This window comes from Frisingicoccus caecimuris (assembly GCF_004340975.1).
Taxonomy (GTDB): Bacteria; Bacillota; Clostridia; order Lachnospirales; family Lachnospiraceae; genus Frisingicoccus; species Frisingicoccus caecimuris.
Map to the genome: position 1 here is coordinate 250,027 of NZ_SLXA01000003.1, position 21,270 is coordinate 271,296.

The 21,270-nt window shown below is 43.6% G+C and carries 21 protein-coding genes, 2 tRNA genes and 1 pseudogene; 18 read left to right on the forward strand and 6 right to left on the reverse strand.

Going from position 1 to position 21,270, the window contains the following annotated elements; translation table 11 throughout:
• Positions 1 to 9: 9 nt before the first annotated feature.
• The gene (locus EV212_RS05275) at positions 10 to 723 is read left to right on the forward strand and encodes an amino acid ABC transporter permease (protein WP_132089920.1); all 714 of its coding nucleotides are present in this window, start codon (positions 10 to 12) and stop codon (positions 721 to 723) included.
• Positions 710 to 1,435, forward strand: coding sequence for an amino acid ABC transporter ATP-binding protein (locus EV212_RS05280; protein WP_132089922.1), 726 nt, complete (start codon positions 710 to 712; stop codon positions 1,433 to 1,435). The genes EV212_RS05275 and EV212_RS05280 overlap by 14 nt, the downstream gene beginning before the upstream one ends.
• Positions 1,436 to 1,604: 169 nt before the next feature.
• Here the strand turns inward: EV212_RS05280 and trxA are convergent, their stop codons facing one another.
• Positions 1,605 to 1,913, reverse strand: a complete 309-nt coding sequence (gene trxA / locus EV212_RS05285; protein ID WP_132089925.1) for a thioredoxin — start codon at positions 1,911 to 1,913, stop codon at positions 1,605 to 1,607.
• A gap of 178 nt (positions 1,914 to 2,091) precedes the next feature.
• On the opposite strand from trxA, the gene EV212_RS05290 reads away from it, so the two are divergent.
• The gene (locus EV212_RS05290) at positions 2,092 to 3,099 is read left to right on the forward strand and encodes an aldo/keto reductase (RefSeq protein ID WP_132089927.1); all 1,008 of its coding nucleotides are present in this window, start codon (positions 2,092 to 2,094) and stop codon (positions 3,097 to 3,099) included.
• A gap of 266 nt (positions 3,100 to 3,365) precedes the next feature.
• Positions 3,366 to 3,437, forward strand: a tRNA-Ala gene (locus EV212_RS05295).
• Between the two features lie 247 nt (positions 3,438 to 3,684).
• Here EV212_RS05295 and EV212_RS13870 read toward each other — a convergent pair.
• Positions 3,685 to 3,780, reverse strand: coding sequence for a putative holin-like toxin (locus tag EV212_RS13870; protein ID WP_330570430.1), 96 nt, complete (start codon positions 3,778 to 3,780; stop codon positions 3,685 to 3,687).
• A 271-nt stretch (positions 3,781 to 4,051) separates the two neighbouring features.
• Between EV212_RS13870 and EV212_RS05300 the strand changes: the two genes are divergently transcribed.
• Entirely contained in the window at positions 4,052 to 4,198 is a 147-nt protein-coding gene (locus EV212_RS05300) for a hypothetical protein (protein WP_243115467.1), read from the forward strand.
• 71 nt (positions 4,199 to 4,269) lie between these two features.
• Positions 4,270 to 4,398 carry a hypothetical protein gene (locus EV212_RS13800; RefSeq protein WP_257591929.1) on the forward strand — a complete coding sequence of 43 codons (129 nt, stop codon included), beginning with the start codon at positions 4,270 to 4,272 and terminating at the stop codon, positions 4,396 to 4,398.
• A gap of 265 nt (positions 4,399 to 4,663) precedes the next feature.
• Here the strand turns inward: EV212_RS13800 and EV212_RS13430 are convergent, their stop codons facing one another.
• The 3 genes from EV212_RS13430 to EV212_RS13655 all read right to left on the reverse strand — a co-directional run bounded on the left by EV212_RS13430 (position 4,664) and on the right by EV212_RS13655 (position 5,326).
• On the reverse strand, positions 4,664 to 4,801 hold the full coding sequence (locus EV212_RS13430; protein ID WP_165873292.1) for a hypothetical protein: 138 nt from the start codon (positions 4,799 to 4,801) through the stop codon (positions 4,664 to 4,666).
• Between the two features lie 242 nt (positions 4,802 to 5,043).
• Positions 5,044 to 5,114 (reverse strand) — tRNA-Gly (locus EV212_RS05305).
• A 26-nt stretch (positions 5,115 to 5,140) separates the two neighbouring features.
• A complete protein-coding gene (locus EV212_RS13655) occupies positions 5,141 to 5,326 on the reverse strand; it encodes a hypothetical protein (RefSeq protein WP_132089932.1) in 186 nt (61 codons plus the stop codon).
• 18 nt (positions 5,327 to 5,344) lie between these two features.
• On the opposite strand from EV212_RS13655, the pseudogene EV212_RS14020 reads away from it, so the two are divergent.
• The 7 genes and pseudogenes from EV212_RS14020 to hflX all read left to right on the forward strand — a co-directional run.
• Positions 5,345 to 5,948 (forward strand): annotated as a pseudogene (locus EV212_RS14020) (IS110 family transposase); the annotation flags it as partial.
• A gap of 217 nt (positions 5,949 to 6,165) precedes the next feature.
• The gene (gene pdxR, locus EV212_RS05320) at positions 6,166 to 7,575 is read left to right on the forward strand and encodes a MocR-like pyridoxine biosynthesis transcription factor PdxR (protein WP_132090030.1); all 1,410 of its coding nucleotides are present in this window, start codon (positions 6,166 to 6,168) and stop codon (positions 7,573 to 7,575) included.
• Between the two features lie 345 nt (positions 7,576 to 7,920).
• The gene (gene abc-f, locus EV212_RS05325) at positions 7,921 to 9,405 is read left to right on the forward strand and encodes a ribosomal protection-like ABC-F family protein (protein ID WP_132089935.1); all 1,485 of its coding nucleotides are present in this window, start codon (positions 7,921 to 7,923) and stop codon (positions 9,403 to 9,405) included.
• A gap of 67 nt (positions 9,406 to 9,472) precedes the next feature.
• Positions 9,473 to 10,312 carry a DegV family protein gene (locus EV212_RS05330; RefSeq protein ID WP_132089938.1) on the forward strand — a complete coding sequence of 280 codons (840 nt, stop codon included), beginning with the start codon at positions 9,473 to 9,475 and terminating at the stop codon, positions 10,310 to 10,312.
• Positions 10,313 to 10,439: 127 nt separating this feature from the next.
• Positions 10,440 to 12,539 carry an RnfABCDGE type electron transport complex subunit D gene (locus EV212_RS05335; RefSeq protein ID WP_132089940.1) on the forward strand — a complete coding sequence of 700 codons (2,100 nt, stop codon included), beginning with the start codon at positions 10,440 to 10,442 and terminating at the stop codon, positions 12,537 to 12,539.
• Between the two features lie 253 nt (positions 12,540 to 12,792).
• Positions 12,793 to 14,031, forward strand: coding sequence for a tetratricopeptide repeat protein (locus EV212_RS05340; protein WP_165873308.1), 1,239 nt, complete (start codon positions 12,793 to 12,795; stop codon positions 14,029 to 14,031).
• A gap of 10 nt (positions 14,032 to 14,041) precedes the next feature.
• Complete coding sequence (hflX, locus tag EV212_RS05345) at positions 14,042 to 15,295, forward strand: GTPase HflX (protein WP_132089946.1); 1,254 nt, start codon at positions 14,042 to 14,044, stop codon at positions 15,293 to 15,295.
• A 75-nt stretch (positions 15,296 to 15,370) separates the two neighbouring features.
• Here hflX and EV212_RS05350 read toward each other — a convergent pair whose 3' ends face one another.
• Positions 15,371 to 16,462, reverse strand: a complete 1,092-nt coding sequence (locus tag EV212_RS05350) for a GTP pyrophosphokinase (protein ID WP_132089949.1) — start codon at positions 16,460 to 16,462, stop codon at positions 15,371 to 15,373.
• Positions 16,463 to 16,625: 163 nt separating this feature from the next.
• Between EV212_RS05350 and thyA the strand changes: the two genes are divergently transcribed.
• The 5 genes from thyA to EV212_RS05375 all read left to right on the forward strand — a co-directional run bounded on the left by thyA (position 16,626) and on the right by EV212_RS05375 (position 21,168).
• The gene (gene thyA, locus EV212_RS05355; protein ID WP_132089952.1) at positions 16,626 to 17,456 is read left to right on the forward strand and encodes a thymidylate synthase; all 831 of its coding nucleotides are present in this window, start codon (positions 16,626 to 16,628) and stop codon (positions 17,454 to 17,456) included.
• 11 nt (positions 17,457 to 17,467) lie between these two features.
• The gene (locus EV212_RS05360) at positions 17,468 to 17,989 is read left to right on the forward strand and encodes a dihydrofolate reductase (protein ID WP_132089954.1); all 522 of its coding nucleotides are present in this window, start codon (positions 17,468 to 17,470) and stop codon (positions 17,987 to 17,989) included.
• 59 nt (positions 17,990 to 18,048) lie between these two features.
• Positions 18,049 to 19,074 carry a branched-chain amino acid aminotransferase gene (locus tag EV212_RS05365; protein ID WP_132089957.1) on the forward strand — a complete coding sequence of 342 codons (1,026 nt, stop codon included), beginning with the start codon at positions 18,049 to 18,051 and terminating at the stop codon, positions 19,072 to 19,074.
• Positions 19,075 to 19,198: 124 nt separating this feature from the next.
• On the forward strand, positions 19,199 to 19,903 hold the full coding sequence (locus tag EV212_RS05370; RefSeq protein WP_132089960.1) for a TrmB family transcriptional regulator: 705 nt from the start codon (positions 19,199 to 19,201) through the stop codon (positions 19,901 to 19,903).
• A complete protein-coding gene (locus EV212_RS05375; RefSeq protein WP_132089963.1) occupies positions 19,900 to 21,168 on the forward strand; it encodes a diaminopimelate decarboxylase in 1,269 nt (422 codons plus the stop codon). Before EV212_RS05370 ends, EV212_RS05375 begins: the two co-directional genes overlap by 4 nt.
• Positions 21,169 to 21,270 lie beyond the last annotated feature (102 nt).

Below are 21,270 nucleotides of genomic sequence, written 5' to 3' on the forward strand. Positions count from 1 at the left end.
GGTAATGATGTGGGTAATTGGTTAATATCAGCATGGGAAAGAATAGAAAAAGCATTTTTAGTGAACGGCCGTTATGCGGCTTATCTGAATGGTTTTAAGACGACTTTAATTATATCACTTTTTGCAGTATTGCTTGGTGTAGCTGTCGGATTGATTTTGGCGATCATCAAATATACGGCAAATCATGTAGAGAAAAATATCATATTGACGCTTCTCAACTGGATAGCCAATATCTATATCGGTATTATCCGGGGAACTCCGGTTTATGTACAGCTTTTGATTATTTACTTTATTATCTTTGCGAAGATGGATACCTCACCGATCGTGGCGGCTGTCCTCTGTTTCGGTATTAATTCCAGTGCCTATGTGGCGGAGATCATCCGTGCGGGAATCGAGGCGGTGGATGTCGGCCAGATGGAGGCGGGACGTTCCCTTGGCCTTGGATGGGGACAGACGATGATCAGTATCATTATGCCGCAGGCGATAAAAAATATTCTGCCGGCTCTCGGCAACGAGTTTATCGTATTGATCAAGGAAACAGCTATTGTCGGAACGATTGCCGTGCGGGACGTGACAAAGGCAGCCCAGAATGTGGGTGCGATTACTTATGATCTGCTGCCTCCGCTTCTGATCACAGCGGCTATGTATCTGGTAGTTGTCATTATCCTGACCAAATTATTGTCAATATTTGAAAGGAGGCTGGCCCAGAGTGATCGACGTTAAGCATCTTGACAAAGTCTTTGGTGACAATCATGTCCTTAAAGACTTGAATGAACATATTGAGCAGGGTGAAAAGGTCGTTATCGTTGGACCTTCCGGCTCGGGCAAGAGTACATTTTTACGGTGTCTGAATTTGATGGAAAAGCCAACTTCCGGACATATTGTATTTGAGGGAAAGGATATCACCGAGGCGAAATCAAAAGAAGTCAATCAGATTCGTCAGAAGATGGGAATGGTGTTTCAGCATTTCAATCTGTTTCCTCATCTGACAATTAAAGATAATATTACACTGGCTCCGATAAAGCTTAAGATCATGACAAAAGAAGAGGCGGACAAAAAAGCGATGGAGCTTTTGAAACGGGTCGGCCTTGAAGACAAAGCAGATGCTTATCCGGCTCAGCTTTCCGGTGGACAGAAGCAGCGTATCGCCATTGTGCGGAGCCTGGCCATGAATCCGGAGGTCATGCTCTTTGATGAACCTACGTCAGCACTGGATCCGGAGATGGTGGGTGAAGTGCTTGACCTGATGAAACAGCTGGCCGATGAGGGAATGACCATGGTGGTCGTTACCCATGAGATGGGCTTTGCCAGAGAGGTGGCTTCAAGAGTCATGTTCATGGCTGACGGATATATTCTTGAACAGAATACACCGGAAGAATTCTTTGGGAATCCACAGAATGATCGACTGAAAGATTTTTTGTCAAAAGTATTATAAAATGAAGAATCGCTGTATCATAGCTTCTCAGGTTGTGGTACAGCGATTTTTTAGCTGGACAATAAAGAAAGAGTATGAGTCGGGAGGGGATAGCCATGAAAATATTAATATACGGAATTGAAGATAAAGCAAACCCCTCTCGGCCATCTGAGAGGGGTTTTTCTCTGAATCAATCAAACATTTTTAAAATCTGGGCCTTTGGCATCGCCCCGATGATTTTGTTGATCATTTTGCCGTTTTTCATAGCGACGAGTGTCGGCACACTCATTACCTGAAAGGTTCTTGCCAGATCCAGATTCTTATCTACGTCTAATTTGCATACTTTAATGTCCGGACGCTCGTTTGCAATCTGATCCACTACTGGGGAAACCATCTTGCAAGGTCCGCACCACGTGGCAAAGAAATCGATGAGGACCGGTTTATCAGATTCAATGACTTCCTTCTGATAATTTTCCTGAGTCAATTCAATAACAGCCATAATATTACTCCTTTCTTGTATCCATAATTTTCCCTGATAAAGAAAAAATATGTTGTCCTAATCAGAATAGCACATCTGATGAAAAAAAGACAGTCTATTTTTAAAATGCTAATTGAAAATAAATATCATATATCGTATAGTAGAACATAAGGAAAAGATTGATGAAGGAGTTAGAAAAATGGAGTATGTAACACTTGGAAAGACCGGACTTAAGATTTCCCGCATGGGCTTTGGCGGTATTCCGATTCAGCGGATTGATGCGGCCGGCACAAAAAAATTAATGGAAATGATGGCAGAAAAGGGGATTAACTATATTGATTCAGCCAGAGGATATACGGTCAGTGAGAGCTTTATCGGCGAGGGTATTGAGGGGATGCGTGAAAAATTTGTACTTGCAACGAAAAGCATGTCTCGTACCAGAGAAACTATGGCAAAGGATATTGAAACGAGTCTGAACAATTTCCGTACAGATTATATTGATTTATATCAGGTGCACAATCCGAATATGGAGCAGCTTGAGCAGGTGATCGGACCGGACGGTGCTTTGGAGGCTATGATGGAAGCAAAAGCCGCAGGCAAAATCGGTCACCTTGGCCTGACGGCCCATTCATTGGAAGTATTTGAAAAGGCCCTTGATATGGACTGGGTGGAAACCATCATGTTTCCATATAATATTGTGGAACGTCAGGGTGAAGAGCTTATACATAGATGCCGTGAAAAAAATATTGGTTTTATCGATATGAAGCCTCTGGCTGGCGGCGCCATCGAGGATGGCCGCCTGGCCTTGCGTTTTGTCTGTGCCAACCCGGATGTGACCGTAGTCATTCCGGGAATGTATGATATCTCCGAGATTGAAAAAAATATGGAAGCCGTTGAAGCAGCAGGACCGCTGACCGAAGAAGAGCTGGCAGCTATGGAGCAGGTTCGCAAACAGCTCGGTACGAATTTCTGTCGCCGCTGTAATTATTGTCAGCCATGTACGGCCGGCATTAACATTTCCGGTTGTTTCCTTTTCCAGGGTTATCTGGATCGTTACGGTCTTGGTGATTGGGCAAAGGATCGTTACAATGCTATGCCTGTGAAGGCAGGCGATTGTGTGGACTGCGGTGCCTGTGAAACACGTTGCCCGTATAATTTGCCGATTCGGGATATGTTAAAAAAATGTGCGGAGGAATTCGGTGCATAAAGACCGTGAGACGTTATATAAAAAAGTCCGGAATAATAGGAAAAAACTTGTTATTCCGGACAATTTGTGATATACTGTAAACACTTAGTGACGCATTGAGTACTTGGCGAAGTATTTTTGAGCCTAGTACGAAAGTGTGCAGAGCAGGTATTTTCGAGCTTAGTGTGAACGCATACCTGGAAACTTAGTGAATCGGAGCCAAAGGTGAACGATGAGCTTAGTTGAAATGGCATACTGTAAATGTCGTTCAGCAGTGTTTGAATTTTGGGGCATTGGTGCAGTGGGAGCACGCCACACTGGCAGTGTGGAGGTCAGGGGTTCAAGTCCCCTATGCTCCATTTGAAAAGTCTTGATTTTCAAGGCTTTTTTGCTTTTTAGACATAAGATAAGTTGTCCAGCTCTTTCAGGTATTCGGTAATATCAATCCTTTCATTCTGGCCGGGCGGGCCTGGAAGGTTTGACATTTTTGGTATATTTGATATAATATTTAACAAGGGAGCCGGAAGGTGAGCGCACATCACCCGACCCGGCGAATAAGCATTAAACTATTGAAATAGTCGTCTACTTTTTCCAGGAGCAGGACGGCTATTTCTTATTTTTCAGATTCAGAATAGCGACGATTAAAAGAGCAATGCTCAAAATAATCTGAAATTCTTCATATGTACTCATAATAATCACCACCCTCCGTAAGGTCTCGGATTGGGTGAAAGCACGTCCCCCGGTTCTCCAGGTAAGTATATTATATTTTCAAGGTTCTGGTCCGTTCGAAAAACGGACGGGTCCAAATGGACATTATCAACTATTGAGATATCGGTATTATCACATATTTTTTTAGGACATTAGGATTAACCTTGTTAGTGTCTCTTTTTTTAGTTTTAGTCCAATTCCCATAGTTGAAACGCTTCTTTATGAATTAATTAAACCATATGAACTTGCGAGAACAAGGGCCTGCATGGGACCAAAAGAGCTTCAAGCTGCTGAAATTCCAAGAGGAACCCTGTACAGTGCTTTGAATGCGGATGTTAGACCTGAGACAGTCGGCCGAATTGCAAAGGCTCTTGGTGTTGATGTGACTGGAACCTTGGCAAAATACTTATAAATAATGTTTATTTGATTACGAGAATGAATAACTGTGTTGCTCTTGACCGATACTATCCTGGAGGTGATATCATGGATAAGGGCCAAAAGAAATCTAATGAAAAATTTAACAGTATAACTCAAAAGACAAAACCAGAGAATCAGAACCAGACGCATAACGCCCGATCTGAAGCGGTGGAGACAAAGAACAGGCAAGTATAAGTATCCTTCAGGGTGCTCTTTCTTAGTTTGCGCGGCCATGGCGCGCAAACTAAGAAAAAGCCGAAGTGGTTAGGCTTCGGCTTTCAAGAGGGGATAATGTTTTTTACTTCTTTGCTTTTGTTATTCAGTACAATTATATAGTACACAAAAAATGTGATTAAATTGTGTTCAAGAAATAAAAAGATTATAAAAATAATTAGATGAAAATGAAAAAAATATACACGAAATAAATATGTAACGGAGCCGCTGGAGCGGCTCCATCTATTTAAATATTACCAACGACGATTGTCGTTGTAACTGCGTCTGTCATCACGCCGGTCTCTGCGGTCATCGTGCCTGTCGTCGCGTCGATCTCTGCGGTCATCCCGTCTGTTATCTCTATGACCGTGATTTTCACATCCACAGCGGTCTGAAAAAAATGAGTTTGACATGGAAAAATCTCCTTTTTTATTTACAATATGTCGAACATGGTAAGAAGGTTCACTTTTCGTGATGACATACAAGAAAAGGGGCATATCCGTGTGGACAGTGCCGCCGAAATTATTTTTTGTTAATGGGCGCTTCGTCAAGCTTCGCGCGACAAGGGGGATTTATAAAAATAGCGTATTCACAAGGTTTTTGATGTTATCTTGTGAATACGCCATAAGCAGGGTACGGGAGTCGAACCCGCCTCCGCGGCTTGGGAAGCCGCTGTATTACCGATATACTAACCCTGCGAGATGTTACTATTATAGCACCCTTTTTAAATTCTTTCAAGGAACATTCTGTGAATTCGGAAATCAGAATCCAATTCAGGATGAAAGGAAATGCCGATTTGGTTTTTGTAGGCGGCGCCGACGATATGACCACCGGCGCAGGCGCCGGCTTCCTCAGCGATTCTTGCCTGTTCCGGTGTCGTAACATCCATGATGACACCGCCTTTTAACATCTGTGCCAGTTCTTTATTCTGCTTGAACAATCAGGTACGTCTGTCAATCACAAAGAAATCGCTTCTAAACTTCTTAAGAGCCTCAAATCGAAAGAAGATGCAGTGATTGAATCCATTGAAGGATATCAGATGACTGATGCCCAAAAATATCGTATGCGCCTCATACGCGCACATATGGATTATATCACAGCTGAAATCAATGATATAGACTCTAAAATAGAAAATATGATTTCTTCTAATACTGATTATGAAAATGCGGTCCAGTTACTTTGTATCATTCCGGGTGTCAAACGTGATAGCGCCATCACTATCATCTCCGAGATTAGTACAGTGTGCCCATGCAGCCGTAACCTCCAGCAAATCTCCTTACTACAAAAAGAAATAGGAGTCTCTTGTAAAACGTCGTGGCAAGAAAAGAGCCATTATTGATATTGCCCGTATGATGCTCACTGCTGTTTACCAGATGCTGTCTACTGGTGAAACCTGGAATCCGAGCGACTTATACAAAGTTGATATGCCCGCACCTCTTGTTGAAAAGCAAAAGGCCAGGGCTATCAAACAAGCCATTAAATTACTTCAAAAGGAGGGAGTACTACCACCTGATAAACCATTGGCTTCTTAGTCTGAATCGTTTTTAATAGGACCTCAAAAAGTTGCCTGTTTCAGACAGCTTGGTGAAGTGCACCCTTTTATGGCTTTCCTCTACTTTCTTTCACACTAATTCTCCTTCGCTTTCATACTTTACAAAAGTTATGATATGAATTATAATTCATTTTGACCATATGGAAATGTCCAAACAGGAATAATTTAAAATGGTCAGATTGGAGGTCAGAAGCCCAATGCTCACCTACTCTTTTGTTGATTTAGGGTCAGACAGTTTGTATGAACATTTATATAAATGCATTAAAAATGATATTATGAATGGAAAATTAAAGTCCGGCGATAAGCTGCCGTCGAAACGGAATTTTGCAAAAAATCTGGATATAAGCACCATTACAGTGGAAAATGCCTATGCCCAGTTAATGGCAGAAGGCTATATTTATTCGCTGCCCAAGCGGGGATATTTTGTTTCAGAAGTGAAAACATTTTCGGAAAAGAAACCGGAACACATCGATTGGATGTGCGAAAAGCCGGAAGAGGTTACATATTTGGCTGATTTTATAAGCAATCGCACAAGTCATGATAATTTTCCATTTTCTATCTGGGCGAAACTTACCAGAGAGGTATTATCTGGTCAGGATTCAACGCTGCTGCTTCCGCCGCCGGCCGGGGGCATCCTGGAACTCAGAAAGGCCATTGCTGACCATTTGTATCAGTTTCGGGGAATCGGTGTATCACCGGAGCAGATCATTATCGGAGCCGGAACCGAGTATTTATACGGATTACTCATTCAGCTTTTTGGAAATGAGGCGGTCTATGCCATAGAGGATCCGGGTTACCAGAAGATTGCCCAGATATATATAAGTCATGGTGTCAAAGTACGTTATATACCGATGGATGTAAGTGGTGTCTGTACGGAGATGTTGGAAAGTTCCGGAGCGGATATACTTCATCTTTCTCCGTCTCATCATTATCCGACAGGAACAGTGACACCCATCAGCCGTCGATATGAATTGCTTGGATGGGCATCAAAGAGTGACCGCAGATATATTATTGAGGATGATTACGACAGTGAATTTCGGCTGCTCGGGCGGCCGATTCCAGCCCTACAGAGCATCGATGTGATGGATAAAGTGATTTATATGAATACTTTCAGCAAAAGCCTGTCTTCTACGATTCGTATAAGTTATATGGTGCTGCCGCGGAAGCTTTTGGAACACTTTTATGAAAAGCTTGGATTTTACTCCTGTACCGTTTCCAATTTTGAGCAGTATACCCTGGCTAAATTTATCTCCGGAGGATATTTTGAAAAACATATTAACCGTATGCGTAATTTCTATCGGAACCAGCGTGATATTCTGCTGGAAAGTATACGAAAGAGTTCACTGTCCGATAAAATAAAGATTAAAGAAGAAAATTCCGGGCTTCATTTTCTGATGGAAATCGATACGGAATTGCCGGATGAAGCTCTGGAGGCTGTAGCCGGTCGAAATGGACTGCGAATTTCATGTCTGTCCCGATATTATCATCAGCCGGAACAGGCAAAACAGCATGTGATCGTGCTGAATTATTCAGCTGTCGACAGAGAAAGAATGGATATGGCGATCAATGTTCTCAGTCAGTGTGTCACAGGGAGGCCAGAGGATTGACATATAGGTCTATTCGTGGTAAATTGAATAAAGATTGAGTAGATTGGAGATGAAAAAATGAAGATTTCCTGCAGATAAAATGAAAATTTTATATGGGTACAGCAGATGCGCTGGTGTTACAGTGTTGTTTGATGTGCGTGCAGGAAGAAATTTTTCGTCATAAAATAAAAAACGGGACAGAGAAAATTATACCCATCCGGGCATACCGTATGTCAGATGCTTCGTATGGGCGCGCTCCTTCAGGTTGCGCGTGATAATGCTTGTCTATTTGCGGCGCGGATATTTCCGCGTCTTTCTTTTTGCACGCAGTATTTGCGCGGAAGCGTGTGGGAGGGAGGCATGTATATGTCGTTAATTGATGTCAGAAATCTGTCTTTTTATTATGAAGGAACTTATGATTATATTTTTGAAAACGTGAATCTTCAGATGGATACCCGATGGCGCCTTGGACTGATCGGACGGAATGGACGGGGAAAGACCACCTTTTTGAATCTTCTGATGGGGAAGATGAAATATCAGGGGAAAATTATTACGGATACGATATTTGACTATTTTCCTTTTAAAGTACCAGATCCGGAGAAAAAGGTGATGGAAGTTATCGGAGAGGTGGATGCGAACTGTGAATTTTGGAAAGTCTGTCGGGAAATGACACAGATTGGCTTGGAAATGGAAGTGTTAGAGCAGTCTTTTGATACTTTAAGTCAAGGAGAACAGACAAAAATACTATTGGCCATTCTTTTTGCACGGGAAAATCATTTTCTGTTGATTGATGAGCCGACGAACCATCTGGATATGGAAGCCAGAGACGTTGTCCGGGATTATTTGAGCGGGAAAGAAGGATTTATCCTGGTATCCCATGACAGGTATTTCCTGGATGGCTGTATTGATCACATTTTAGCAGTGAATCGTCAGGAATTCGATATTGAAAAGGGGAATTTTTCCAGCTGGTGGGAGAATAAGCAGCGCCGGGACGCCTTTGAACGGGCAGAAAATGCCCGCCTCGAGAAAGATATCCGAAGGCTGAAAATGGCTGCCGGACAGGCGCAGCGATGGGCGGACAAAGTGGAATCGACAAAAATTGGTAAGAAATCTGTGGCTTATGAAAGAAACAGAGACTATGTCGGTGAAAAGTCGCGAAGGATGCAGCAACGCCGGAAGAATCTGGAGCATCGGCAGGAAAAAGAAATAGAAGCAAAGAAAAAGCTGTTTAAGAATGTGGAAACAACAGAAACTTTATCCTTAAAACCGCTGACTCATTATAAGTCCTGTTTGGTGGAACTGAAAAACCTGAGGATTTTTTATGGGGAAAAGGAAGTATGTCGGAATATAAATCTGAAAGTGAATCAGGGACAGCGGATTGGATTGAAAGGGAGTAACGGCTGCGGAAAGTCCAGTATTTTAAAATTAATTGTCGGTGAAGATGTTCCCCACGAGGGGCAGATCCTGTCGGCTCAGGGATTGAAAATATCTTATGTGCCTCAGGATACATCATGGCTGACGGGTTATCTGAAAGAATTTGTGCGAAATTATGGATTGGATGAAACCTTGTTTCTTACATTGCTGCGAAAAATGGATTTTTCCCGGGAGCAGTTTGAAAAGCCCATGCAGGCTTACAGCAGCGGGCAAAAGAAAAAAGTGCTTCTGGCGAAGAGTCTATGTCAACAGGCCCATCTTTATGTATGGGATGAACCGCTGAATTATATAGATATTTTTTCCAGAATGCAAATCGAAAATTTGATAAAAGACATCTGTCCAACGATGATCATTGTAGAGCATGACCGAAGATTTCTGGACAATGTGGCTGATTCTATCCTTTCACTGGATTTCTAATGTTGACGTGCAAAGGGTTCTATGCTATGATTTGTAGTAATGAAAACTATGTGTGGAGGAAATAAAAATGGAGTATCGCATTGTTGGTGATAGCTGCCTGGATTTGACATCGGAGATGAAAAAGGAAGGAAAGATCAAGATTGTCTCTTTGACGTTGCAGGTGGATGGTGTGGACTTTATTGATGATGATTCTTTTGATCAGAAAAAATTTATTAAAGCGGTGGCAGATTTTGAAGGGTGCCCGAAGTCCAGTTGTCCGTCACCGGAAGAGTATAAAAAGGCATTTGGTGAGGATGAGGTAACAACTTTTTGTGTCACGTTATCTGCGGAGCTGAGCGGTTCCTATAACAGTGCTGTTTTGGGTCAGCGGATGGTGGAAGAAGAGTTTCCTAACAAAAAAGTTTATGTATTTAATTCACGTTCAGCCTGTATCGGTGAAACACTTGTTGCTTTAAAGATTCAGGAGTGTGCCGGGAAGGGAGCTTCTTTTGAAGAGATTGTTGAACAGGTCGAAGACTATATTCGTCGCCGGGAAACCCTGTTTGTTCTGGAAAATCTGGAGACACTTCGTAAAAACGGGCGGCTGACCGGAATGAAAGCGGCCCTGGTCAGCGTGCTGAATATTAAACCGGTCATGATGGGAACACCGGAGGGAACGATTGAACAGTGCGCGATTGGACGGGGAACGAAAAAGGCCTTAAAGAAGATGATCGAAGAGGTCGGAAGCCGGGTATCGGACTTTGAGAATCGCATTTTTGGTATTTCTCATTGCAATTGTCCGGAACGGGCCCGGTACGTAAAGGAAGAGGTTGAAAAACGTTATCCATTTAAGCAGATTATCATCGCGGACACGGCGGGGGTAGGAACACTTTATGCCAATGATGGCGGTATCGTCATTGCATTCTAAAAAAGCTATATATTGAAAGATATGCCTGATATTTATTCGTTTGGACAGCGTATAGATATCAGGCGTTTTTTATTCGGATAAAAATGCGCATAAATCAAATCTTCCGCACACATACTATTCCAGAAATATGAAGATGGAGTGTGACAGCATGGGCAGAAGCCGTGGAATAAATGTATATGAAGAAGCATGGGAGGAGCTGACCAGGGAAAAGGCTTTTGAAGGCTATGTACCGGAGCAGGTATGTATTTCACTGAGTCAGAATGGAGAAGTTATCTGTCGGCCGACTGTACTTCCGGGGGAATATGTCAGTTTGGGACAGGTGATCGGAGAAACGGATTCCGGGGAGCGGGCCTGTGTTCATGCGAGTATTGCCGGATATGTGGAGGAAATTACAAATTATCAGAGGGCGCCTGGTATTTTTGAACCCTATGTAAAAATAAGAAAAGAAAACAAAAAGGCCAATACATGGCATCCCTTTGCCTTAAATTTTGACAGGGATGCTCTGGCTCAGGCGGTGTGTCGGATTGGTCTTTCAGGAAAGCGTCTGATGAAATCCCAGGTGCTTATTGTTAACGGATTCGCCAATGAACCCTATATTACATCCGGATATCGATTGATGCTGGAAAGTCCGGGAAAGATTGTGATTGGAGCAATTCTCGGGGCGATCGTGGCAGAAGCAGAGGCGATTTATATATGTATCAATGAGGATGCCTTTGATGCGGTGGCGCGGATGCGGCGGACTGTACAGAAATATGGGCAGAATATGGGAAATAAGCGGCCAATATGGGTCCTGTCAATGAAACGGCGCTATCCGAAGGGCGATGAAAAGATGCTCCGTAAAGAGGTCCTGGGCCGGGAAAAGGGGACGGCCTGCGTAGTGACGGTAGCTGAGATGGCAGCTCTATATGATGGAATTTATGATGGTGAACCCTGGACCCGTGTAGGAATTACTGTTTCAGGGGAAGTATCTATGCCTAAAAATCTGTGGGTGCCTATAGGCACTAATGTTCAGGATATCATTGACTATTGCGGAGGAAAACCTTCTGAGGCTGTTATTATTCATGGAGGGCCATTGGGAGGCAGTACGGTGGATGGACCGAATGCATGGGTCACCCGGGAGACCTGCGGTCTTCTTGTTCTGCACCCGCCGGCAATGCCCGTTTCTCCCTGCATTCATTGCGGTCTCTGCCGGGAAGTGTGTCCTCAGAGACTGATGCCGGACAGGATTGAGGAAAAATATCTGGCCGGAGAAGAAATCCCTGAAAATCTCCGGGCAACGGAGTGTATGAAATGCGGCCTGTGCTCCTATGTCTGTCCTTCCGGAAGGCGGCTGACCGAGTACATCGGTCAGGTCAAAAAAGGCAGAACCAGGGAAAAAGCGGCTGTATTTTCGGAGAATTCAGAAAATCGAGCAGGGGATTATATTGACATTCCGTCGGAACGAAAGATTTTCCGACGGTTAAAGCCTCTGGAAATACGCAGTCAGAGTGCGCCGCATATACACCGTCGTGGAACCATTTACGATGTGATGAAGCAGAGTATTATTGGGCTTCTTCCACTGATCGGGGCCGTTTTTTATCAGAATCCGGGATGGCGGATACATTTTGCCGGGATGCTATTTGTCGGAGGACTTTGTGCCGTGTTGTCGGAGTATTTCTGGCAGATGTTTCGCAATGAATATGTATCGATTCAGGATGGTTCAGCACTTTTTACCGGTCTGCTGCTGACCCTGTTGTTTCCGATAGAGACTCCCCTCTGGAAAGTGGCGCTCGCTTCGGTGACGGCGATTATTGCAGGCAAGCAGATTTTTGGCGGCATCGGCAGTTCACCGATTCATCCGGCTATTTTGGGAAAACTTTTATTCTCACCTTTTTCGCTTCCATTGGTTGAATCTTTGTGGCCCTTTGCCATATTCAGTGTGGTATGGATGGTTTCCAAACGCATGTGTCCGGTCGTCTATCCATTGGCTTTTTTGTGTATACTTGCCATTGGGTCGCCGGAAAACTTATTATCGTCTTCCGTATTTCTGGCAGCAGCTTATTTTGTATGGAGTTATGAGACAATGCCTCCGTCCAGAGCAGGACGGTGGATTTTTGCATTGATGACCGGAATTATGACCCTTTTGTTCCAATGGGCGGGGTTTGGAGTGAGCAGTGTATTTATTGCGGCTGCCTGTATGGATCTTACTGTGCCGTTGTTGGAATTTCCGTCTGTGAAAAGAGTTTGAAAAGTCTTGCCTTTTTTTTAGCAAACCCCTATAATATTAATATTATTACAGGGAGGTAACTATGGAAGAAAAACGGCGTAGAAAGCGAAAAATAGATATTTCAGGGTCATCAGAAAAAAAGAGACGCGGGGATTCTGAAATTTCAAATAGAAAGAGGCCGACGGGTTCTTCAGGAAGGGTGAAACGACTTGGAGACTCAGAGGCTTTGGAGAGAAGCCGGAGACTTGAAACTTCAAACAGGAAGAAAAAAACGATGAAAAAGACGACAGGCAGAAAAAGTTCCGGCGTGAAAGCAAAGAGACACCATCAGAGAAATATCATCGGACGAGTGATCCAGGTACTATTGGCTGTGGCACTTGTATGTGTTCTTTTTTATGTAGTGCGAAATTTCGGAGAGGGCAATAAGCTGAATAATAAAGGCCTGGAGGCCTATGCTCAGGCAGATTATGAGACGGCACATGATTATTTCACAAAGGCGATCGAATATGACGGCGGTAATGGTGAATACTATATGAATCAGGGAATGGCCCGCAGTGAATTAAAGCTTTACGATGATGCGATGGTTTCCTTTAACAAGGCGTTGGAACTGATGAAACGTGACAGAGATATCCAGCTTGTTTATCGGGCGATGGGAATATCACAATTATATCAGGGTAATTATGAAGAGGCTTTGAATTGTTTTAATCAGGCATTAGATGGAAAAGAGAGTCGTTTTTCTGCGACGGAAATTGATATTCTATACTATAAGGCGGAAACTCAGGATAAAGCCGGCAAGTATGTGGAAGCGGTCATGACCTATACACAGCTCGTAGATGCGGAAAAGTCGGCGGATGCGTATATGCTTCGTGGTATGGAATATGTCAAAGTTGGTGACGGTACCAGTGCGGAAGCGGACTTGCGGATCGCGATCAAAAAAGATAAAAAAAATTATGAAATATATTTGGCCTTATATGAAGCTCTGGTTTCCCAGAATAAAACCGAAGATGCAAAAGCTGTGCTGAATGAAGCTTTGGGGCTTGGCGGCAACAAGGCGAAAGATCTGGTAAATCAGGGGAATATCTATTTGAAGCTTGGCGATCTGACAATGGCAGAAGAAAAGCTTCAAAAGGCTTTGGATAAGGGAGAAATTTCGGCCAATCTCGGTCTAGCGGAGCTCAGTACACAGAAATCACCGGCGGATTATACGCTGGCCTGTCAGTATTATGAAACTTATGTGGCTGAGATCAGGGATAATGCGGAGGCCTATAATGATTATGGCCTGTGCCTTATGGAAATGGGGGATCCTGCGAAAGCAGAAACCATTTTTACTCAGGGTGTGGCTCTGAATAATCGTCTGTTGGACCGGATGATTTCTAAGAATCAGATTTTTGCAGCTGAGCAGGCAGGACATTGGGAAAAAGCTTTGGAATACATTAACGTCTATCTGGATAAGTATTCGGATGATTCAGCCGCTGCAAGGGAAAAGACATTTATTCAGACACGGATTCGATAGAAGAGGTATTATGGCAGAAATATATGAAACAAAAAAATTGACGGAACGGGTCATTCTGGTCGGCGTATCCTTCCAGGAGAATGATGATACCGTACAATCGTTGGATGAGCTTGCCGAGCTGGCAGCAACGGCCGGCGCTCGGACTGTTGGGAAATTGATTCAGAATCGGGAGGCACCCCATCCGGGCACCTATCTCGGCAAAGGTAAGATTGAAGAGTTAAAAGAACTGATTTGGGAGACAGATGCGACAGGCATTATCTGCGATGATGAATTGTCACCGGCTCAACTGGCCAACCTTCAGGATATGTTGGATACGAAGGTTATGGACCGGACATTGATCATTTTGGACATTTTTGCTCAGCGGGCATCTACCCGAGAAGGTAAGATTCAGGTTGAGCTGGCTCAGCTCCGGTATCGTTCCACCCGTCTGACCGGGCTTGGCCGTTCTTTATCTCGTCTGGGCGGCGGTATCGGTACGCGAGGACCGGGCGAAAAGAAATTAGAAGTGGATCGGCGATTAATCCGGGATCGTATTTCTCAGTTGAAACAGGAACTGGAAGCGGTGAAACGTCACCGGGAGGTCGCACGGCAGCAGCGCAGCAAAAATCCTGTACCGGTTGCAGCCATTGTTGGCTATACCAATGCAGGAAAGTCTACCTTACTCAATCAACTTACAGGGGCTGGCGTCCTAGAGGAAAATAAATTATTTGCCACATTGGATCCGACGACCCGGAATCTGAAGCTGGACAGTGGTCAGGAAGTGCTTTTGACGGATACGGTCGGATTTATCCGAAAGCTCCCCCATCATCTGATACAGGCTTTCCGGAGTACATTGGAAGAGGCAAAATATGCGGATATAATTCTTCATGTGGTGGACGCATCCAATCCTCAGATGGATGTGCATATGCATGTGGTTTATGATACGTTGAATCAGTTGGAAGTTGGTGACAAACCGGTCATTACCCTGTTTAATAAAATAGATCGTATGGAGACCGGGGATGGGGTGATGAAAGATTTCCGGGCGGAAAAGACGCTGAAAATCTCGGCTAAAAAAGAAATTGGTCTGGATGAAGTGAAAGAAGCTCTGGAGGACATCCTGCGTCAGAGTAAGGTGCTCATTGAGCGGGTGTTTGAGTACAGCCGGGCCGGAGATATCGCCGTGATTCGGAAATATGGACAGCTTTTGGAGGAAGAATACCGGGCTGACGGTATTTTCGTGCGGGCTTATGTGCCGAAGGATGTCTATGCCCAGTTGGAATTTTAAATATAAAGGATATTTAAAAAAGCCTGATTTCGAAACAGAAGTTTGCTTCGAATCAGGCTTTTGACATGCCACGGTCTAAATCGTCTCGGGTATGGTTTTTTGATTAAATACTTCGAAAATAGAGCTATTGTTCTTTTTAAAGGTTTCAAAGATCACATCTTCAAGCATATCATCACTGGTAGAGTCCATACCGGAAATCAAGTTTTTAATGACGGGAATGAAGGTAAACCACATGATACAACTGTAAAGATTGATGCTGGTATTATCATGATAAATCCGGTCGCACATTTCATGTCCGATATGGTAGAGCGTCTTTTCGTATCGATGGATATCCGCGTCCAGCTCATGAATATACTGATAACCATACATCGTCAGCTTTGTTGCCAGCTTCTGGTGACTGATAAAACTCGGGTCTTTAACGATTTCGTAACTCTGCTCCTTTGCGATTCGTTCCACAAGCTGATTCAGAAATTCGCTGTTATTGACATAGGCGATAAGGGAATCCTTATTAATATCGGTTTTTAATATCTTTTCCACTTTGTCGAAGCTCTGGTTATACAGGGCGATATCATAACGGATATTTTCAAATTCTTCATCCAGAATCTCCAGGGTGGCGGCCAGACGGTTCAGTTTACGCTTCACGCTCATTGGCGGTTCGTAAAAAGACTTGTATCCAAGTCCATGCTCCACTTCGGCCCAGGCATGCTGGAGAACAGTACGAATCTGAATTTCGAAACGGATATCCTGGTATTTCTGATATTCCACCAGTTCGCATCGATTATCTGTAAACTTGACGACTACATGGAGAGAATTGTAACCGAATTCAATACGGCTTTCACGTTCCTTTTTTCGCTTGTCCACAATTTCGCAGATTTCAAAGGTTTTTTCCAAAAGATCCAGAATTAAGTCCACATCATTCTCGAAAAGTGTGATAATGCGGACGCCGAGAACGTCGGTAATTTCATCCAGATGGGTGTATTTATTTTTGTACATAACTTTATTACGAAGTGCGTCTTCCGATTTGATTCGGATGGCCATGTTGGAAATCTTGATGTGATTGACTTCCAGCAGGGTGTTGATTATGTCGTTCACGTCGTGTGAAAGTTTTTTGTAAATGTCAATGTTCTGATAGTATTCAGACATAATCGTTGTCAAATGTTCATTCATAGCACTGCTCCGTTCTTAATGTTTTAAGATATATAAGTATTCTATCATATATTTATTAGTTTGGGTAATAAAAAATATGGAGTCAGAATTATAAGGTTTGACGAATACCAGACAGATATGTTAAAATTTTTTTGAATATGCGTTAATAACGGAGGAGAAAAATATGAGTTATGCGGATAGATTATTTATAGATATGTGTCAGGATATTCTGGATCATGGATATAGCACGGAAGGTGAAAAGGTCCGCCCGAAGTGGGAGGATGGAAGTTATGCTTATACGATCAAGAGGTTTGGTGTTGTCAATCGTTATGATTTATCCAAAGAATTTCCGGCATTGACATTGCGGCGGACAGCCTTTAAAAGCGCTGTGGATGAGATACTCTGGATATGGCAGAAAAAGTCGAACAATATTCATGAACTGAAAAGCCATATCTGGGATGAATGGGCAGATGCGGACGGTTCGATCGGAAAGGCTTATGGTTATCAGCTTGGGGTAAAACATCAGTATAAGGAAGGTATGATGGATCAGGTAGACCGGGTACTCTTTGATCTTAAGGAAAATCCTTACAGCCGGCGGATCATGACGAATATTTATGTTCATCAGGATCTGCATGAAATGAATCTTTATCCATGTGCTTACAGTATGACTTTTAATGTAACAGATGATAAGCTCAATGCGGTATTAAACCAGCGTTCTCAGGATATTTTAACGGCCAATAACTGGAATGTGGTCCAATATGCGGTGCTGCTGCATATGATCGCTCAGGTCAGCGGGCTCAAAGCGGGAGAGCTGGTGCATGTCATTGCTGATGCCCATATTTATGACCGACATATTCCGCTGGTAAAAGAACTGATTTCAAGGGAGACCTACCCGGCTCCGGATTTCTGGATCAATCCGGAAATTAAAAATTTCTATGATTTTACAACGGATGACGTGAGGCTGGATAATTATCAGACGGGACCGCAGATCAAAAATATTCCGGTAGCAGTTTAGGAGGACGAAGGATGAATATTATCGTAGCAGTAGACAAAAATTGGGCAATTGGCTTTCAGAATAAGTTATTGAACAGTATTCCGGAGGATATGAAATTTTTCAGGGAGACAACGACAGGACATGTGGTCGTTATGGGGCGAAAGACGCTGGAAAGCTTTCCAAAGGGAAGACCGTTGAAAAACCGGACCAATGTGGTCATTACACGGCAAAAAGATTATGAAGTACCGGGGGCCGTTGTGGTCCACAGTGTCCAGGAAGCTCTGGAATATCTGAAAGCTTTCAAGTCCGAAGATATCTATGTTATCGGCGGAGCCAGTATATATGAACAGATGCTTCCTTACTGTGATGTGGCCCATGTGACGGTGATGGATTATGCTTATCAGGCGGATACATGGTTCCCGAATTTGGATAAGATGGAAGACTTTGTTGTGGCGGCGGACAGCGAGGAAAAAACTTATTTCGATCTGGAATATTGTTTTAAAATGTATGTTCGAAAGTCAAAATTAAAAGAAATTGTTGATTTTATGAATTAATGAGAGTAAAATTGGTTCAATGACGAATATATGTATATACGACGAATGGAGGAATTGTTATGGAAAAGAAAGATATGGACTGGGGGAATATCGGGTTCGCTTACCATACGACGGATCAGAGATATGTTGCTGATTTTAAGAACGGACAGTGGCAGGAAGGTTATATGACCGGAGACGCAACGCTTGTACTCAATGAGTGTGCCGGTATCCTTCAGTACTGTCAGGAGGTTTTTGAAGGTTTAAAGGCTTATACGACAGCCGACGGAAGCATTGTTACTTTCCGTCCGGATTTAAATGCGGAACGTATGATGGATTCGGCGAAGCGCATGGAAATGCCACCGTTTCCAAAGGAAAGATTTATCGAGGCTGTTGAGAAAGTTGTCCGGGCCAATGCAGCATGGGTGCCTCCTTACGGAAGCGGCGCCACTCTGTACTTAAGACCTTATATGTATGCTTCAAGTCCGGTCATCGGTGTTAAGCCTGCGGATGAATACCAGTTCCGTCTGTTCTGTACACCGGTAGGTCCATATTTTAAAGAGGGCGCAAAACCGATTACATTATGTGTCAGTGACTTTGACCGTGCCGCACCTCACGGAACCGGTCATATCAAAGCCGGATTAAATTATGCGATGAGCTTGCATGCCAATGTGACAGCTCACGCCAATGGTTTTGATGAAAATCTTTTCCTTGATCCTGGAACACGCACTTATGTTGAAGAGACAGGCGGTGCAAACTTCCTCTTTGTTACAAAAGAAGGCGATATTGTAACACCACAGTCAGATTCCATTCTTCCATCGATTACAAGACGTTCTCTCGTATATGTTGCTGAACATTATCTCGGATTGAAAGTTACCCAGAGAAAGGTAAAATTGTCCGAGTTAAGTGAATTTGCGGAATGCGGTCTTTGCGGTACGGCAGCGGTCATCTCTCCGGTAGGAAAGATTGTAGATCACGGCAGAGATATCTGTTTTCCGAGCGGTATGGATGAGATGGGGCCGGTCACAAAGAAGTTATATGATACATTGACCGGCATTCAGATGGGAACCATCGAAGCGCCGGAAGGCTGGATCCATAAAATCAGTTAACTGAATATATGTAAGATGAAAACGCTCTCTGATTGGACGGAGGGCGTTTTTTAAATAAGTATATTGACAATTATTGTATATTATAATATAGTGTTCCTGTAAAGAAATACTAAGAGGTGATACGATGGATTTAAACGATGCTCTGATGTGTTTTGGACTGACACGGCAGGAGTCAACGATTTATCTGACGCTTCTGTCCGACGGGGCGCTTACGGGCTATGAAGCAGCAAAACGCACAGGCATTTCCAGGTCCAACACTTACACGGCTCTGGCCTGTCTGGTTGATAAGGGTGCAGCCCGGCTGATGGAAGGAACACCGGTGCGGTATATTCCCGTCGAGATTGAGGAGTTCAGTAATAATAAACTGGAGCATCTTAGACAGGTGAAACAGTTTTTACAGGAACAGATTCCCGTGCGGACGGAGGCTATGGAAGGTTACATCACGATCCAGGGAGACGCCCATATATCAGATAAGGTTTCTTATATGCTGGGACATGCCGTATATCGTATATATTTTTCCGGGGAGAACCAGGTGTTGGACAGCTATCGGGAGATTCTTGAACGGCGGGGGGCTGAAGGCCTGAAAGTGGTCGTCATTACGAATCCGCCCTATGAACTTCCAAATGCCCGAATTTATCTGGCGGACAGAAAACCGGGGCAGATCGGCGTCATTGTGGATTCGGCGACGGTGCTGACGGGGGATGTGGGCAACGGCGATCAGTCCGCCTGTCTCTACTCCGGGAAAAAAAATCTGGTAGATTTGTTTAAAGACTCATTGAGCAATGAAATAAAAATTATCGAATTGACAGGAAGGAATGAATCAAAATGAAAAAAGTCCCTTTTGTGACAAAAGAACAGTTGGAGGAAATAGTAAAACAGTATCCGACGCCGTTTCATTTGTATGATGAGAAAGGTATCCGTGAAAATGCACGTAAGGTAAATGCGGCTTTTTCATGGAATAAGGGATTTAAAGAATATTTTGCTGTAAAGGCAACGCCAAACCCATATATTTTAAAGATTTTAAAGGAGGAAGGCTGTGGTACGGACTGTTCTTCCATGACAGAACTTATGATGTCGGATGCCTGCGATTTCAGCGGTCATGATATCATGTTTTCTTCCAATGCAACGCCTCCGGAAGATTTTGAGATGGCAGCCCGGCTTGGGGCCATTATCAATCTGGATGATTTTACCCATATTGATTTTGTGGAAAAGGTTCTTGGAAAGCTGCCTGAGACTATGTGCTGCCGTTTAAATACAGGCGGAAATTTTGAACTGAGCAATGGCATCATGGATACGCCGGGAGAGGCAAAATACGGCTTTACACGGGAACAACTGACCGAAGGCTATAAAAAAATGATGGATAAGGGTGTTAAACATTTCGGTCTGCATGCTTTCCTGGCAAGTAATACAAAGACCAATGAATATTATCCGGCTCTGGCGCGGATCCTATTCAAGACGGCTGTAGAATTAAAAGAAGAGACCGGGGCCTCGATTGAATTTATCAATCTGTCCGGCGGCGTTGGTATTCCTTACCATCCGGATGAACAGGCCAACGACATTATGGCAATTGGTGAAGGTGTGCGTCAGGCTTTTGAGGAGATACTTGTTCCGGCCGGTCTTGGCGATGTGGCAATTTTCACAGAAATGGGTCGATTCATGCTGGGACCTTATGGGCATCTGATCGCTCGGGCAATCCACGAAAAGCATATTTATAAAGAATATATTGGTCTGGATGCCTGTGCCTGCAATCTGATGCGTCCGGCGATGTACGGTTCTTATCATCATATTACGGTTGCCGGTAAGGAAGATGCCCCTTGTGACCACGTATATGATGTGACCGGTTCCCTTTGTGAGAACAACGACAAATTTGCCGTTGACCGGAAGCTTCCGAAGATTGATATGGGTGATCTTATTATCATTCACGACACGGGAGCCCATGGATTTGCAATGGGATACAATTACAATGGAAAACTCCGTTCAGCGGAGATTCTTTTGAAAGAGGACGGTGGTACACAAATGATCCGTCGCGCCGAAACTCCGGCAGATTACTTTGCCACATTTGATTTCAGCCATATAATGGATAAATATTTATAAGAGAAGAGGGGCCGTCGCATTAATGATTGAATAAATCATAGATGCGGCGGCCTCTTTGTGCTCATTTTAAGGAAAATCCCTTGAATAATAAGACGTTATTTG

Excerpts from the sequence above, each read along its gene's own strand:
- trxA (WP_132089925.1), bottom strand. The coding sequence starts at position 1,913 with ATGGCTGTTATTGAATTGACTCAGGAAAATTATCAGAAGGAAGTCATT.
- EV212_RS05290 (WP_132089927.1), top strand. The coding sequence starts at position 2,092 with ATGGAGTATGTAACACTTGGAAAGACCGGACTTAAGATTTCCCGCATG.
- EV212_RS05300 (WP_243115467.1), top strand. The coding sequence starts at position 4,052 with ATGGGACCAAAAGAGCTTCAAGCTGCTGAAATTCCAAGAGGAACCCTG.
- EV212_RS13800 (WP_257591929.1), top strand. The coding sequence starts at position 4,270 with ATGGATAAGGGCCAAAAGAAATCTAATGAAAAATTTAACAGTATAACT.
- EV212_RS13655 (WP_132089932.1), bottom strand. The coding sequence starts at position 5,326 with ATGTTAAAAGGCGGTGTCATCATGGATGTTACGACACCGGAACAGGCA.
- pdxR (WP_132090030.1), top strand. The coding sequence starts at position 6,166 with ATGCTCACCTACTCTTTTGTTGATTTAGGGTCAGACAGTTTGTATGAA.
- abc-f (WP_132089935.1), top strand. The coding sequence starts at position 7,921 with ATGTCGTTAATTGATGTCAGAAATCTGTCTTTTTATTATGAAGGAACT.
- EV212_RS05330 (WP_132089938.1), top strand. The coding sequence starts at position 9,473 with ATGGAGTATCGCATTGTTGGTGATAGCTGCCTGGATTTGACATCGGAG.
- EV212_RS05335 (WP_132089940.1), top strand. The coding sequence starts at position 10,440 with ATGAAGATGGAGTGTGACAGCATGGGCAGAAGCCGTGGAATAAATGTA.
- EV212_RS05340 (WP_165873308.1), top strand. The coding sequence starts at position 12,793 with ATGAAAAAGACGACAGGCAGAAAAAGTTCCGGCGTGAAAGCAAAGAGA.
- hflX (WP_132089946.1), top strand. The coding sequence starts at position 14,042 with ATGGCAGAAATATATGAAACAAAAAAATTGACGGAACGGGTCATTCTG.
- EV212_RS05350 (WP_132089949.1), bottom strand. The coding sequence starts at position 16,462 with ATGAATGAACATTTGACAACGATTATGTCTGAATACTATCAGAACATT.
- thyA (WP_132089952.1), top strand. The coding sequence starts at position 16,626 with ATGAGTTATGCGGATAGATTATTTATAGATATGTGTCAGGATATTCTG.
- EV212_RS05360 (WP_132089954.1), top strand. The coding sequence starts at position 17,468 with ATGAATATTATCGTAGCAGTAGACAAAAATTGGGCAATTGGCTTTCAG.
- EV212_RS05365 (WP_132089957.1), top strand. The coding sequence starts at position 18,049 with ATGGAAAAGAAAGATATGGACTGGGGGAATATCGGGTTCGCTTACCAT.
- EV212_RS05370 (WP_132089960.1), top strand. The coding sequence starts at position 19,199 with ATGGATTTAAACGATGCTCTGATGTGTTTTGGACTGACACGGCAGGAG.
- EV212_RS05375 (WP_132089963.1), top strand. The coding sequence starts at position 19,900 with ATGAAAAAAGTCCCTTTTGTGACAAAAGAACAGTTGGAGGAAATAGTA.